Annotated in this window: 11 protein-coding genes; 8 read left to right on the plus strand and 3 right to left on the minus strand. The window is 49.6% G+C overall.

The features are described 5' to 3' along the window. Nucleotides 1-94: 94 nt before the first annotated feature. Both NST99_RS09440 and NST99_RS09445 read right to left on the minus strand, forming a co-directional pair. On the minus strand, nt 95-1,162 hold the full coding sequence (locus NST99_RS09440) for a phosphodiester glycosidase family protein (RefSeq protein ID WP_341091265.1): 1,068 nt from the start codon (nt 1,160-1,162) through the stop codon (nt 95-97). Then, entirely contained in the window at nt 1,159-1,566 is a 408-nt protein-coding gene (locus tag NST99_RS09445) for a hypothetical protein (RefSeq protein WP_341091266.1), read from the minus strand. Before NST99_RS09445 ends, NST99_RS09440 begins: the two co-directional genes overlap by 4 nt. Before the next feature lie 280 nt (nt 1,567-1,846). Here NST99_RS09445 and NST99_RS09450 point away from each other — a divergent pair, with 280 nt between their 5' ends. The 5 genes from NST99_RS09450 to NST99_RS09470 all read left to right on the plus strand — a co-directional run bounded on the left by NST99_RS09450 (nt 1,847) and on the right by NST99_RS09470 (nt 6,682). Then, nucleotides 1,847-2,503, plus strand: coding sequence for a response regulator transcription factor (locus NST99_RS09450; RefSeq protein ID WP_038588414.1), 657 nt, complete (start codon nt 1,847-1,849; stop codon nt 2,501-2,503). Nucleotides 2,504-2,569: 66 nt separating this feature from the next. After that, nucleotides 2,570-3,787 carry an aminotransferase-like domain-containing protein gene (locus NST99_RS09455; protein ID WP_341091268.1) on the plus strand — a complete coding sequence of 406 codons (1,218 nt, stop codon included), beginning with the start codon at nt 2,570-2,572 and terminating at the stop codon, nt 3,785-3,787. Nucleotides 3,788-4,340: 553 nt separating this feature from the next. Beyond that, on the plus strand, nt 4,341-5,003 hold the full coding sequence (locus tag NST99_RS09460) for an HAD family hydrolase (RefSeq protein WP_341091269.1): 663 nt from the start codon (nt 4,341-4,343) through the stop codon (nt 5,001-5,003). A 188-nt stretch (nt 5,004-5,191) separates the two neighbouring features. Then, a complete protein-coding gene (locus NST99_RS09465; RefSeq protein WP_341091270.1) occupies nt 5,192-5,884 on the plus strand; it encodes an ABC transporter ATP-binding protein in 693 nt (230 codons plus the stop codon). A gap of 24 nt (nt 5,885-5,908) precedes the next feature. Then, on the plus strand, nt 5,909-6,682 hold the full coding sequence (locus NST99_RS09470) for a hypothetical protein (protein ID WP_341091271.1): 774 nt from the start codon (nt 5,909-5,911) through the stop codon (nt 6,680-6,682). 3 nt (nt 6,683-6,685) lie between these two features. Here NST99_RS09470 and NST99_RS09475 read toward each other — a convergent pair whose 3' ends face one another. Beyond that, nucleotides 6,686-7,537, minus strand: a complete 852-nt coding sequence (locus NST99_RS09475) for a DUF2161 family putative PD-(D/E)XK-type phosphodiesterase (RefSeq protein WP_341091272.1) — start codon at nt 7,535-7,537, stop codon at nt 6,686-6,688. 231 nt (nt 7,538-7,768) lie between these two features. Between NST99_RS09475 and NST99_RS09480 the strand changes: the two genes are divergently transcribed. The 3 genes from NST99_RS09480 (at nt 7,769) to NST99_RS09490 (ending at nt 15,703) form a co-directional block, all read left to right on the plus strand. After that, the gene (locus NST99_RS09480) at nt 7,769-9,664 is read left to right on the plus strand and encodes a PrkA family serine protein kinase (protein WP_038588431.1); all 1,896 of its coding nucleotides are present in this window, start codon (nt 7,769-7,771) and stop codon (nt 9,662-9,664) included. A gap of 436 nt (nt 9,665-10,100) precedes the next feature. After that, nucleotides 10,101-14,612, plus strand: coding sequence for an S-layer homology domain-containing protein (locus NST99_RS09485; RefSeq protein ID WP_341091274.1), 4,512 nt, complete (start codon nt 10,101-10,103; stop codon nt 14,610-14,612). Nucleotides 14,613-14,779: 167 nt separating this feature from the next. Further along, nucleotides 14,780-15,703, plus strand: a complete 924-nt coding sequence (locus NST99_RS09490) for an AraC family transcriptional regulator (protein ID WP_341091276.1) — start codon at nt 14,780-14,782, stop codon at nt 15,701-15,703. The last annotated feature ends 286 nt before the right edge of the window (nt 15,704-15,989 follow it).

Raw genomic sequence — 15,989 nt, forward strand, 5'->3', positions numbered from 1 at the left:
CCATAAGGATCTGTATTCGTTATCCTGATTATAACCTGGTCTATATCAAAAACAAAAGAAAAATATGAGATGCCGCACAGACAACTGGAAAAGGTTATCTGAAAAACAGGAAACTGGTTGGCACCTGGCGGAGATTCCCGTCCGATGGATTGTTAATAACCTTTCCTCTAAAGATCAGGGACGAAGATCCCCCGCCATCCAGATTGTAGGCATCGATCACACCCATGTTGTACAGCTTGTTCTGGATTTCCTCCAGCGTAGCACCGGAGTTGCCGTTTTCGTTGTAGCCGTCCGCCACGAGCACGAGAAGCTGATCATCCTTGTACTTGCCGATTACGGTGCGCGGGGCACGTTTGGGGCTCGTCTTCCACTTATCCGGGATCACCATCTTGGTGTTGTTCTTCAACAGGACCGGGACAAAGGTGGCGCCGAACAGCGGCTCCAGCTGGTCGAGTTGTGTCCGGCTGAAGAATTTGCCGCCGATCAGCTGTCCTGATTTATTCAGGCCAACGAAGCTGAGATCCTTGTAACTCGGCTCGAATCCGTACAAATATTGGCCGCCTACAACGGTCGTGGACAAGGGATAACGTTTACCGCCCTTATCGGCAAACCCTCCGGCATTGATGCCGGCTGTTGCACCGTAACGGTTGACGGCGCGCATGGTGGTTTCAGCTCCGCCGGAGCCATCCTCGGCTAGGCTCATTTTCATGGCAGAAGCATCCTTCAGCTTGATTTTTAGGGCATAGGCTTTATAGTTACCGGGATTTAAGCGGTAAAGTTCGATGGTAATGCGTTCGCTGTTCACAATATCGGCAGGAATTCCCAGCCTGGCTGAAATTCTCCGGTTATAGATTTGCTCCGGGCGGGATGCCTGGGTTTTGGCGGTATTAACAATGGCATTCATCGCGTTTGTTGTTTGTTTGTAAAGCTGTGCACTGGCACCTATTGAATCTATGGTATAGGAAGCGGAGGCCTCGGCCAGCTTCAAATCATTCTTCAAAGAGGTTGTTAATTCAAGCGGCCCCGGGGCTGCAGCGAACTGTTCTGTGTTCAGCTTCAGGTCAAGCGGCGGCTGATACCACCACAGACAGAGCAATAACCCGAAGAAGGGAGCAGTCAGCAGCATAAAGAACCGGTTGACTCGTTGGACAGGGGTTCTCATTTCAGCAGATCCATCTCTTTCTTCAGGGCATCGAGTTGCTTGCGGACCTCGTTTAACTGGGTATACAGCTTGTTGCTGTTGTCTGTCTTGCTGCTTGCATTGTCTTTGGTAAAGGTGAGCAGTTCATTAAAGCTCTGAACGGTGCTCTGCAATTCCTTCACCTCTTCAGAGAGAACGGCGATTCGCGCTTCATAATCGGTCTTCAAAACGGTAAGCTGCTGCTGGCTTTGAGTGCCAAGTTCGCTCAGCACCTGCTGCTTTAGATGGTTGGTATAGCTGTACACGGCATAAAAGCCGAGCCCGATCATCAAAATCCAGAACAGTAAAAACCATTTTACGGAAGGGCCGCTTCTCGCTGCAGTACGGCGCGAGTGTACCGGGGTCGATTCCGCTAGCGGTTGCATTACATCACCTCAGGTTGTTTTTTTCAAGTCCCCATTCTATCAGACTTTTTGAGATTTCGCAAAAGTGAAAGAGAGTCGGAAAAAGGGAAAAAGTAATTGCATCCTGTTAAACTACTGCGATACAATTTCTATAGATTGGAATATCTGATGGGCGTATACAAGGTAAAAGAAGGAAGAAACGATAAAAATGCAACCATCCTTGCATACGTAATAACTGGAAAACCCCGAGGCGTTGTTCACTCTGGGTAAATTATATAGATAGCAGGAGGTCAGGGAGTTAATGATGAAGGTGTGGCGGGGGATCATCGTGGGATGTCATCCCACAAGTATGCTTGGAACAAAATTGATTTTGGAGGAAGGGGGAGAGCTGGAAATTCTGGGGATGTATTCGACTTGGAACGAAGGCGTTTACAATGTGCGTGAAAGTCAGCCGGATCTGGTGCTGGCGGATTATCAGATGCCGGAAGGAAATGTGGAGAGCATTTTGCCGGAGATGAAGAGCAGTTCGCCAAATTCTCATTTCATCATCATGACGGAAGAAGAGGACAAGACTTTATTTCAGCCGCTGCTTGAGCTTGGGGCAAGCGGAATACTCTCCAAGGGAGCTTCTCCCCGCCAGTTGCTGCTGATGATTGACGGATTGCGGGAAGGTTTCCTCTCTATACCGTTTGACTGGATTGAAAAAGGATTTCGGCTGGCACCATCGTCACAGGGGCTGGATGGTGTCATGCAGCTGACCCAGACCGAGATGTTCATTATGGAGCGTATTGTGCAGGGAATCACTTATGATAAAATTGCACTTGAAATAGAGGTAAGCCGGCGTTCCATAGACAATTATTTGCGCAAAATTTATGTGAAGCTTGAAGTGTCGACGAGAGCGCAGGCTATCGAGAAGTTTGCTCTTTTCTCAAGGCAGAACAAGCAAATCTACGCATAGGACCAGGCTAACGACATATTGCCGGCTGGGCTGGAATATTCTTGGTACCAGGGGAGGGGGGAACATATGAGATATGAGTTTTCTGCCCGCGCACATACCTTGCTGTCTTCACCGCTGTTGAGTATACGCACCAAGACGCGCCGGGGCACGTTGATTTCACTGGCGGAAGAGCTTCCGGCGGAAGAATTGTTCCCGTTGTCCTTGCTTGCCGAAACCGCGTCTACAGTCATCTCCGCAGATGCCGGGGCACTGCAGTACGGTGATCCGGAAGGGTACGGTCCGCTGCGGGAGTGGCTTACCGGGGATTGGCTGAAAGCCAAAGGTGTGGCTGTTGCCGAGGGCGGAGTTCTTCTGACAACGGGAAGTCAACAAGCCATCGATTTGCTGTCCAGGGTATACATAGATCCCGGAGACCGGGTTCTTGTAGAGAATCCCACCTCACCAGGCATTCTGCAGGCGCTCCGTATGCAGGGTGCGGTGATTATTCCTGTGCAGGGAGACAGGGACGGACTGCTGCCGGAGCATCTGCGTACCCAAATCCGGCAGCACCGGCCTAAGATGCTGTTTGCAACACCGAGCTTTACGAATCCAAGCGGTATTCTCTGGAGTCTGGCAAGACGCAAGGAGGTGCTGGAGCTGTGTACCGGCCATAACGTGCTGATTGTCGAAGACGATTCCTATGGTGATCTGCATTTTCAGCGTAATGGCCAGCATCTGTCCGTAAAATATCCGTCGCTTTATGCGCTGGAGAATGTAAGCGAGGGTGGACATGTGCTCTACATCGGTTCTTTCAGCAAAACGGTCGCGCCCGCTCTGCGGACGGGCTGGGCGGCAGGCAGCCGGGAGCTTATCGGCATGATGGCTGCCGCAAAGCAGATGGCCGACTGGCAGTCCAGCTCCCTAAATCAGCGGCTGCTGCATCATCTGCTGGATGTCACCTCTTTTGATCTGCGTGAGCATATTGCCCTCTTGAACCGGGAATACAATACCCGCCTCAAGCTAATGGCTGAACTGCTGAAGCGTCCGGCCTGGAAGAGCAGCACCTATAGTCTGCCGGAAGGCGGCATGTTTCTGTGGGTATCGCTGCCGGCTGGGCTGGATGCTATGGCACTGCTTAAGGCCTCGCTGGCTAAAGGCGTAGCTTTCCTGCCCGGCCCCCTGTGTTGTGTCAGCGGCGGCGGTAACCGCATCCGCCTCAACTTCAGCCATCCCGGCCGGGATGAGTTGCTGCTGGGCATGAACCTGATGAGTGAGGCCGTGACGGAGTTTACGGCCCGGAGCTGAGGGGAATGGGGCATTGATGACAGCTGGGTTGATTGGTTAGAGTTTAGAAGTTAGGGGTTGTAGTTTGTGACATATGCGGCTATGAGTAGCGTCTGCTGTATTTAGTACAATAGATTTCCCGTTTTTGGCAGTCTGATAGGATTCTGTTGCATTCTGTGCAGGAGAAATGGGCGAGAATGGGCTTTTTGGGTGAACGCGGGGGCGTGATCTCTACCCTATGAGCGAAATACGCGATAATTGCACTTTATACAGCTAAAACTCCATATGGATGGGCGAATAAGGAGATAGCTGCACTTCGTACAACTAAATAGATGTCATTCGGGCAAAACGGAAGGATTCTCCATTTTTAATTGTAGAGTATACAACTATATCTTTGAAACAACTATATTACTCCCGAATAGCTGCACCAAATACAATTATCGAAACTCGAAGCAAGCAACCTAAACCAGCGTTCATCCGCAGCAAACAACAATCAAGGGGTTGGCGGAGGTTGGCCGGAGTCAGCAGCAGATAACTCAATAATAAACGCGCTTACGTGTGGAAGGGCAGGAAGATGGAAATTAAAGCGGTGCTCTTCGATCTGGATGGAACGTTATTGGACCGCGAGTCCTCTCTGGTCTCTTTTGTCCGCGATCAGTATGAACGATATCCACAATTTCAGTCTGTTCCTAAAGAAAAATTTCTGCAGCGGTTTGTCGAGCTGGATCAGAACGGTTATGTCTGGAAGGATAAAGTGTATCAGCAGCTTCTTGAGGAGTTTTCTATCCGGGAGCTAAGCTGGGCAGAACTTCTGAATGATTATCTGCATGGTTTCCAAGGACATTGCATCGGATTTCCTAATATGAAGAGTATGCTTACAACATTAAAGGCAAACGGAATCAAACTCGCGCTGGTATCCAACGGCTATGGTCAATTCCAATATGATAATTTTCAAGCACTGGGAATCAGCCCTTTGTTCGATGAGGTGTTGATTTCAGAGTGGGAAGGTCTGCGCAAGCCGGACCCGGCGATTTTCCTTCGGGCATTGACGAAGCTAGGGGTTAAGGCGGAGGAAACGCTGTTTGTCGGCGACCACCCGGACAATGATATCCGGGCGAGCCGCGCCGCTGGCCTCAGAGCAGCATGGAAACAAAGCACACTATTTTCTACAGATATAGAGGCGGATGTAATATTTGAAGATCTTGAGGAATTAGTTCAGTATGTAATAATCGATTAAGATAATGGCAGTGTGCAGGCTAGTATTGGTGAAAAGGCAAGTCTTCCGGTATGGGGGGCTTGCTTTTTGTTTATGCAAATACATGACATTTCAGCGCAGCTTGCAGGGATGTTTCGAGTACAGGAGTCTAATGGATTGGAATGTATATATATGGATATAAGAAAGACCGAATGAAGAGGAGGGGCAATGTGGGAAATGTACTGGAATGTGCGAATCTGACGAAAATGTATGGAAAAAAGGCTGCTTTAAACGGACTGAATCTGACAGTTCCCAAGGGAAGTATAGTAGGGCTGCTCGGGCCGAACGGGGCGGGAAAAACGACGCTTATGAAGCTGATCGTGGCTTTGCTGCGGAATTATAAAGGGACGATTACAGTCGGTGGACAACGTCCCGGTGTGGAAACGAAAAAGATTGTATCCTATCTGCCGGACAGAGAATTTCTGTATTCATGGATGAGTATTGAGGAGTGTGTTGATTTTTATTATCACGCTTTTGCCGATTTTCAGCGGGACAAGGCCTGCGGAATGATAGAGATGCTCGGATTGAATCTTAAAGATAAGGTGAAGTCCCTGTCCAAAGGAATGCAGGAGCGTGTGAGCTTATCGCTTACGTTTGCACGCCGGGCCCAATTATTCGTACTTGATGAACCCTTAGCGGCTGTCGATCCATCAACACGTGATAAAATCATGCAGATTATCCTGGATAATTTTGACCCTGACAGCTCCATTCTGATCAGCACCCACCTGATTCGCGATGTCGAAAGCCTGTTTACGCATATAGCGATTGTGGACGAAGGAAAAGTGCAGCTGCAGGGGAGCGTGGAGGAATTGAAACGGGAGTATGGCATGCCCATTGAAGATTTGTTTAAAAACATCGTTTAACCATTTGAGAAGGGGAGTAGTTACGTGATTCTAGTCCATCAATTTAAACTGGAGTGCAAAAGACATTTTGCAATGTTCGCCTCATTAACTGGATTAAGCTGCTTAATCAACCTGTATTTCCTGTTCAGCCCAGGCCAAGATCTGGCATTTCTGATTCTCACCGTAAACATGGTCATCGGCATTCTAATCCCGGTGTACATCTATGTGGATTATTACAAGGAATTCTTCACGGGTACGATGCCGGTTAATCATATGCTGCCTGTCAAGACTTCATCGCTGTTTCTGGTGAAATCGGCTGTTTTTATGCTCGGCACCATGGCGGTATGGTCGACGACATTGCTGGAGGTGTTTTTAAATCCTGATGGCTTATATCAGGCGAGGATTGCTGATTCGGCCAGTCCGGCGTTAGGAATCCTGTATCTGTTGTTGTCCAAGCTATGCAGTATCCCTGCCGGACTGGCCTTAATAGGACTGGCGCTGGCTGCAGGCAAAAGACAACGCAAACCGTTATTAAGCCATCTCTGCATTGCTGTCCTGATTATTGCGGTTGTTGCTGTCCAGTTCGCTCTGGTTATCCAGGACAGCTCGCACTGGAGCATAGGAACGTCGGCTAATGAGTCCTTCAAGCAATACGCCAATCTGCTGACGGTCAGTCCCATCTATCAGGAGCAGGCGGCCAATATTAACGATACGATCAGTTGGCAGTCTATTGGCATGAATCTGCTGGTCGCCTGTGTTGCAGGCAGCGGGGCAGCCCTTCTGCTGAACGGACGGAAATATGAGCTGTACGGAAAATAAAGCTTAGGCTCGGCTTCCGGTGATGTTCGCATATTCGATCAGCGCCGCTGTTCCGGCGGCCGTGAGCGTGTAGCGGCCGCGCCCCACCCGGAAGAACCACCCATAGTAGTTCTTCTGCAGGAATGCGGCGGCGCCCGGCACGCCGCTTCTCTTGCGCAGCTCGGCGGGTGTGACGCCGAGCGGAGCTTTCGCCCGGCTGTCCGCAGCCGCCGGGCCTAAGGCAGACACAGCAGCGGCGTCCGCTGCTGTGTCTGCCCCTGGCGCGCCGCCGCGTCCGGCGCGCTTCCCGGCGAGGCCGGCCGCCGCAAGGGCGGCTTCGGCCTCTGCGGCCTGCAGCGCGAGCGCCACGCGCAGCGCCTTCTCGCGGTAGGCCGTCACGAGCTTGACGCGTGTGCTGCCGCCGGTGTTGTAGTCGCCGCTGCGCTCGCGGAACTCATAGAGCAGCCGCTCGCGCCGCCGTGTGCGGCTGCGGGGCTGGGGCGGCGCGTCGCCTGGCTCCGCGAGCACCTCGACCAGCGGTGCCTTGGTCTTGTAAAAGACCACAGTGATCAGCCCAAGGCCAAGGCGGCGGCATAGCCCGCTGAGTTCGCCCCAGCGCTGGTTCACCGCGCCTTTTTTGTCACGTACGCGCTCCACGGCGAGATAAACGTTGGGACTTAACCGCAATCGTTCAATCCCCTGCAGCAGCAGGGCGAGGTTGAACGATTTTTTCATCTCCACGATCAACGGCTGCTCCTCACCCTCACGCAGGCCAACCAAATCACAGGTCCGCACCTCGCCTTTGATGTCATAGCCTTGTCTCTCAAAAAAGCTCTTCAAAGGAGCATACAGCTCCGTTTCATGCCTTACGGCCATATTTGTCACTCCTGTGTCCTAATGTTGCGTCCCCGCTGAATCAATGGCAAAGTGTCTGAATAAGCTTGGAGGACAAGCCCGCACTTTGTGCCGGTATTTTATAAGGGAAATCATGATTCTCTATTATAGCACAGCAAAAAAGAGGTAAACTATTCCCGGCTCGCCGCATAGGTATGTAATACACTTTTAAAGCTGTGGAGCAAGTAGGAGCGCAAGAGGAGGTAGCGAGCAATGGATATTTTTGAGCGTATAGCTTCGTATCGGGCTGAGAACGACCGTTTGGCGTGGAGCGGCACCTTCAAGGACTATATAGAACTGCTGAGAAAAGACCCCTCTCCCGCTAAAACAGCTCATTCCCGTGTATACGACATGATCAAGTCACACGGCGTAGAGGACATTAATGGACGCAAGCGGTATAAATTTTTTGAGCAGGAGATATTTGGACTCGACCGGGCGGTGGAGAAGCTGGTGGAGGAATATTTTCATTCTGCAGCCCGGCGTCTCGACGTACGCAAACGGATATTGCTGCTTATGGGACCAGTTAGCGGAGGGAAATCGACATTGGTTACGCTGCTGAAACGTGGCCTTGAGCAGTATTCGCGTACGGATGCAGGAGCGGTGTATGCCATTGAAGGCTGCCCGATGCATGAGGACCCGCTACATTTAATTCCGCTGGAGCTTCGCCCGGAGATCGAGAGAGAACTGGGTGTGCGGATCGAGGGCAATCTCTGCCCTTCCTGCCAAATGCGGCTGAAGAATGAATACCACGGCGACATCGAGCAGGTGAAGGTTGTACGGGTGCTGCTGTCGGAGGAGGAGCGGGTGGGCATCGGGACCTTCAGTCCGTCCGATCCGAAGTCGCAGGATATCGCTGACCTCACAGGCAGCATCGACTTTTCCACGATTACCGAATTCGGTTCGGAATCCGATCCGCGCGCCTACCGCTTCGACGGGGAACTGAACAAAGCGAACCGCGGAGTGATGGAGTTCCAGGAAATGCTCAAATGCGATGAGAAGTTTCTGTGGAACCTGCTGTCGCTGACCCAGGAAGGCAACTTTAAGGCCGGGCGCTTCGCATTGATATCGGCGGACGAGATGATCATCGCCCACACGAATGAAACGGAGTACAAATCCTTTATCTCCAACAAAAAAAATGAAGCACTTCAGTCCCGCATGATCGTCATGCCTGTACCGTACAACCTGAGAGTGTCGGAAGAGGAAAAAATCTACGCCAAGCTGATCGCCCAAAGCGACATGAAGCATGTGCATATTGCGCCCCACGCGCTGCGCGCCGCTGCGATTTTCTCAATCCTGACCCGCCTGAAGGAGAGCAAAAAGCAGGGGATGGACCTGATCAAGAAGCTGCGCATGTATGACGGCGAAGAGGTTGAAGGCTACAAGGAAGCCGACCTTAAGGAGATGCAAACCGAATATTTGGATGAAGGCATGTCAGGCATCGACCCGCGTTATGTCATCAACCGGATTTCCAGCGCCCTGATCAAAGGCGACCTGCAGTGCATGAACGCACTGGATGTGCTGCGGGCGATCAAGGATGGCTTGGATCAGCACCCTTCGATTACCAAGGAGGAGCGGGAACGGTATCTGAATTTCATTTCCATCGCCCGCAAGGAATACGATATTCTGGCCAAAAGCGAAGTGCAGAAGGCATTCGTATACTCTTTTGAAGAGTCCGCCAAAACGCTGTTTGAGAATTATCTCGATAACATCGAAGCCTTCTGCAACTGGGCCAAGATTCGTGATCCGCTGACAGATGAGGAGATGGAGCCGGATGAGCGGCTGATGCGCTCCATTGAAGAGCAGATCGGCATTTCCGAAAATGCGAAAAAAGCTTTCCGTGAAGAAATCCTGATCCGTATTTCCGCCTATTCCCGCAAAGGCAAAAAGTTCGAGTACAACAACCACGACCGGCTGCGGGAAGCGATCGAGAAGAAGCTGTTTACCGATCTCAAGGATATCGTCAAGATTACCACCTCCTCCAAAACGCCGGATGAAAGCCAGCTCAAACGGATCAACGAGGTATCCAGACGTCTGATCGACGAGCATAACTACTGCCCGATTTGCGCCAACGAGCTGCTGAAATATGTCGGAAGTTTGCTGAATCGGTGACCGCATTCATTAGGCACATTCTCCGAACAAGAAATCTGCAAGCTGCATACTTTTGTATGTAACTGCAACACTGCGGACTGCCATAAGGCGGTCCTTTTTGTGGTGTTTTTTTAAGTGAAATGTACTGCTGAACGTCCATTCAAAACGCAAAACGCTGAAGCAGGAAGCTGAGCTCATCTTCCCAGATTCGCGGAACGTATAGTCCTTATGATTCTGCAAATGCCGTTAAATATAGGGAATATGGAGAAATAGCTGCATCCCAGCTCGCGGGAAGCGCAAATCTATCCGAAAGACACCAAAAATACATACAAAAGCCGACATTTTCATAGGAATATCAATTTTTTCTTATAGTCGAAATTTAGGAGATGATGTAATTTAATAGCGGATTGATCTTTTATTATCATTGGGGGGAAGAATGTTGTCGAAGAGGAAGATTTTGAAGAGAGGTTTTGCCTTATTACTCGTGATTTGTTTCACGATATCTCCGTACGCCTCCGTATTCGCCGGGACGGCTTCGGATATTTCCGGAAATTGGGCCGAACCGCTAATTAGCAAGTGGATGGAAAAAGGCTTCATCTCCGGCTATCCGGATGGCCGCTTTAAACCGGCCAATCCCATCACCAGAGCCGAACTGGTTTCATTAGTTAACAAATCCTTTGGATTTGTGGAGACCAAGTCCGTGGATTTCAAGGATGTGGCAGCTTCAAACTGGGTGTATCCGGAGGTGTTAAAAGCAAATGCTGCTGGATACATTAGCGGATATGGCAACGGCTCTTTTGGACCGGGCAACAAGGTTACCCGACAGGAATTAGCGGTCATTGTCAGCAAACTGCTCGGATTGGCTGCATCAGCAGATGCCAACTTCAGCGATACAGCAGATAATCCGGCATGGTGCAAAGACGCCATCCGTGCAGTGCAGGAGAAGGGGATTATGCAAGGCTTTGCAGACAACAGCTTTCATCCGGGTGATGCGGCGACCCGCGCCGAGGCTGTAGTTATTTTGGATAGAGCTCTGGACATACATAATTCAGTAGTTAGCGTAACATACAGTACACCAGGGACCTATGGCCCTGAAGCAGGGAATGCCGCCACCCTTCAGAATGTTATCATCAACTCGCCGGATATTAAACTCCGGAATACGACGATCAATGGTAATTTACTCTTGGGAGAAGGTATAGCAGAAGGCGAAGCGGTCCTTGAGAATGTGATCGTCAAGGGGACGACTACTGTCTCCGGCGGTGGTGCTCACAGCATTCATTTTAACAAGAGCACTCTTGGCACGGTCATCATCGACAAAAAGAATGGCAGTGTAAGAATTGTGGCAGAAGGAACGACGACGGTTGCCAATCTGCAGGTTCAATCGGAAGCGGCGATTGAATCGATCACGGGGGCAGCTGTAGGTGCAGTAACCTTATCGAAAGAGCTGCCGGGAAATGCCAAGATAAGCTTGAAAGGCAGCTTTAAGGAAGTCAACATTCAAGCACATAATATTGCTGTAGATATTCCTGAAGGAACGATTCAGAGTCTAAACGTGGCTAAAGAAGCCACAGGCAATAAACTGAAGAATGAAGCCAGCATCACAACGATGAATATCAATACTGGCCTGGATGTTACAGGCAAAGGCAAAATTGACACTGCGGTCATCAATGCCGTAGGCATTACGATGGAAACTTCGCCAGTCAAGCTGGAAGCTGGTAAAGACAGCGGCTCCGATGTTAAGGTCAAGATTGGCGGTGTTGACAAGTCGGCTGTGACGCCATCACCGACAGCGGCAGGAAACGCTAATCCGGCACCGTCGACAACGGCAACCCCGACACCAGCCGCGACAGCCACACCAGCCGCAACAGCCACACCAGCCGCAACAGCAACGCCAGCCGCGACAGCCACACCAGCCGCAACAGCAACGCCAGCCGCGACAGCAACACCAGCCGCAACAGCAACGCCAGTGGCGACAGCAACGCCAGTGGCGACAGCAACGCCAGTGGCGACAGCAGCGCCAGTAGCGACAGCAACGCCAGCGGCGACAGCAACGCCAGTGGCGACAGCAACGCCGGAGCCAACTGGAACACCGCCAGTATCGGGCGGCAATGTTAAGGGAAGTTTTACGTATGCAGACGGATCAATGGTTGGGGATGGAAAGCTGTATTTTTACAGGATGGAGAATAGAGTCGGAACTTCTTATAAGGTGGAGCTGGAGGACGGACGGTTTAGTATAGAGCTGCCGGACGGTCAGTACTATTTAAACAAGCTTTATATCCAGGAGAATCAAGAAACTATCGCTTTGTTCCATCCATTTAAGGTTGCAGATGGGAAGCTGGATTCAGGGATGCTGGAACTCAAGTTGTCTCCTAAATCGACAGGAACCATTCAATTTTCAGATGGCAGCACCATCAGCAATGGAAGCCTGAGTATCAGCAGTTCCAATACCAATCCTTCTTTAAATTACAGTGTTGATCTCCGGAACGGAGCCTTCAGTCTGTATTTGCCTGACGGCAATTATCAGGTCCATAGTTTATATAGTTCTGATATCCAAGAAAATATTGCATTGAACTATACGTTCACCATTACAGGAGGACACTCCACACCGAGTCCCCTAAGCTTTATAATACCTGCAGCTGTTACGGGAAAGTTCAAAAATTTCGACGGAACACCTGTTGCTTCCGGAACGATGAATGTGAGCCGGACGGATTCCGGCAACAATTCAAGCTATTTTGCCGGAATAAAGGAAGGACAATTCACTCTCTACTTACCGGATGGGGATTATCGTATCAATAATCTGTTTTCTTCGGATAATACGATGATGATGGGCGTCAACCAGACGTTCAGTGTGACCGGCGGCCAGACTAATCCGAGTCCGCTTGAAATTACGCTGCCGAAGCTGTTCAAGGGAACGTTAAGTTATTCAGATGGAAGTCCTCTAGGCGATGGTTCCGTGTTCGTGCTGAACACTGCAACAGGTGACAGGAATCCTAGCTACTCTTCCCAGGTGATTGATGGGCAATTTAAGGTCTACCTGCCTGACGGCACGTACCAGTTGAGTGAATTCCATAATGCAGATAATTCTGAGAGAATATCACTGGACTACAGCTTGACCATTGCGGGCGGTCAATCTACTCCTAATCCAATCAAGATTGTCGTTCCCAAGAAGCTTACGGGAACCATTGTAGATGGAGACAACCATCCGATTGATTCAGGGAAACTGTATGTGTACAGTACGACCAGTCCCAAAGTCCAGTATAATGCGGATATCAAAGACAGCAGGTTCGCGCTCTTTCTGCCGGACGGTACTTATCAGGCAGAAATGTTCTACGACGCACAAAACAAGAGGACCCCACTCAGCTATTCATTCACAGTAACGGAAGGACGTACTGTTCCAAGCACTCTATACATTGTCGTTCCTTCGGAAAATGTCGCAGGGACTGTAAAGTATTCGGATGGCAGAGATATTGAGGATGGTACGCTGCACATTACTAAGCGAAATATTTCAAATCCTATTTCTATCGATGCCCAAGTGGAAAAAGGATCTTTCAGGCTCTATCTTGAGGATGGAGATTATGAGATCATCAGTCATTATAGTAAAGACAACAAGGAATCGTTACTGATCTCCTATAAGTTCAAAGTAGTGAATAAGAAAAGCGTGCCTGCACCATTGTCTGTAGTTGTGCAGCTCAAGAACGTAACGGGGACGTTGCAATTTGAGGATAGTTCAACAATAAAGGATGGATTTCTGTCCATTACGGAAGAGACCACCCAAGCCTATGTAACGATTCAAGTGAAGGACGGGAAGTTTAGCTCTTATCTGCCTGACGGCAAGTATAAAGTGCACAGATACAACGTCATAGGCTCAGAGGGGAACATGTATCTCACCTACAACTTTACGGTAGCCGGAGGGAAACCGGTCCCAGCTCTGCTGGATATTAAACTCCCCAATTATAATGTAACAGGTACACTTAAATATCCGGACGGGTCTGCGGTTCCCGATGGCATATTGTTAGTCAGAGGTCAGACGGCAGGAGCCAGAGCTACTGTGGCTAAAGGACAATTTACGCTTACCTTGGCGCCGGGTAAATATGATGTGTACAGTTACAACGATTCAGCTATTCCGGCCTACTCGTTCGAAATTGTTGATAAGCAAATGAAAATCCTGGATATTACCATCCCTTTCAAGAGCGAGATTAAGGTAACCTATGCTGATGGTGCAGCACTTGGTATGAGCTACTTAAATATTAGCACTGATGGAGGGACATATACGAGCTACGGTACTTCTTCACAAAATGGCGTATTCAGTCTTTATCTTCCCGATGGAAAGTATAAGATATATAGCGTAACCGTTAATGATACCAGCAAGAATATTCCATTATATACTGGCATCACTGTAACAGATGGACATCTTAACCCGCAGCCTTATATTCTGAAGCTTCCTCCAAAAGTTTCGGGCTCAATCATTAATGCAGATGGAACACCAATTGCTAATGGAACAATCTTTCTCCACAGTGGGGGGAGCAGCGATTCTAAGCCATACTCTGCTATAATCAAAGACGGACAGTTCTCCTTGTATCTCCCGGAGGCTGACTACACAGTGGATAAATTTACTGACGAAGCCAATCAGAAGGACATTAAAATCTACTATTCCTTTAGTGTTGCAGCTGGACAGTCAGTGCCCAATCCACTTGTGATTACCGTGCCTGTGGAGTATTCCGGTACAGTTACCAAAGGCGGTAAACCTATGACTGGCGTTGTTCTATACTTGCATGACACTGACAACAACAACTCGTATTCAGGACAAATAAAAGACGGGAAATTCACCGTACTCTTGCCTGACGGAAACTACCAGCTCGATAGGGTCAATGACATGAATAACTTCAAGGATTATACGCTCAATCTGAAGTTCAAAGCATCAGCCGGAGTCGTAGATCCAGTGGACACTCTGAACATTACGATTCCTTAAGCAGATCTCCTGCACGGCAACACAATATGCTTACAAGCATCAAGCATCATATATACAACAGGCGAGCCTACGGTATACGGGGCTTGCCTGTTGTTTTTTTAACGTGTGCTGCCGAGCAGTATTCTTTAGCAAACGAGGAACAGCCCGCTTGCAAACTGCTTGTTATAATGAAATCACCGTACGGGGAAAGGCTGGGTGATTCATTGAATTACAGCAAGGATATTGAGAGATGTATCGATTATATTGAGGAAAATATTAAAGACAACCTGACTGCTGAGAAGATTGCCGCCGAGGCCGGATATTCGCTATATCATTTTAGCCGGGTATTCAGCCTGTGCAAGGAGATGTCTGTAATGGAATATGTACGGAGCCGGAAGCTGTCACTGGCAGCGGTCGAATTGTTCAGCGGGCGGAGAATTATTGATATTGCGCTGGAGTATGGCTTTGAGACGCCAAGCGGTTTTACCAAGGCGTTTCGTAAGGCCTATGGCTATAGCCCATCACAGTATGCGTCGCGTATGGACGGTTATCTTCAGGGCGGTTCTGTTGTCAAAATCGGAGGTTATTTAATGAATCCTGTTATTATGCATAAACCTGCCTTTAAGGTCGCTGGTTACGGTATTGAAACCAATGTGGCCGAAGGCAATTATACCAAGGACATCGCTTCTTTCTGGAGCCATTATGAAGGAGAGAATCTGGAATCCAAAATGTATGAAATTCTCGCACCCCCAAGGCACGGAGAAGTCGGATTATGTGTTCCAGCTGCTGAGAGCGGAAACGCCACTTACCTGCTTGGCGTGATCGTTGACGATTTTAGCAAGGTGACCGATGAGATGCTGACAGTTGAAGTGCCTGAGGCAGCCTATGCGGTATTCACCACACCGCCCGTGGATACATCGGGGGATAAGGAGCAGAAGGATTTTGCTCAGGTGATCAAGAGTACCTGGAAATATATCTTTGAGGAATGGTTCAAGGACAGCGGGTATGTCTATGACGAAGGCAAGCTAGATTACGAGTTCTACGACGAACGCTGCCATTCCAGGGTGGATACGGTGATGGAGATTTATGTTCCGGTGAGGGCGCGACTATAAAAAAGTAATACGTTGGCAGGCAAAGGCTGCTTGGTGAATGGGCTTCACTGCGCGAATGTTTGGACTTCCGGCCGCTGTTAAGGTTGGATTTCTTGATTTGAGCCGCTGTGCAGCGGTGAAAATCCAACCTTAAAGGCGGACGCTATTGCTCCTGCAGTTCCAAAATTCTCTCCGTTACGCTCACCTCCACAGCCTTTGCCTGGTTATTATTCCTATTCTTAAGGTCGCTGTGGGTAGCGACCTTAAGAAAGCCCGCTCGCACTAAGTATGTGCTCGCGGGCCATTC

The organism is Paenibacillus sp. FSL L8-0470 (genome assembly GCF_038008625.1).
Classification (GTDB): domain Bacteria; phylum Bacillota; class Bacilli; order Paenibacillales; family Paenibacillaceae; genus Paenibacillus_AQ.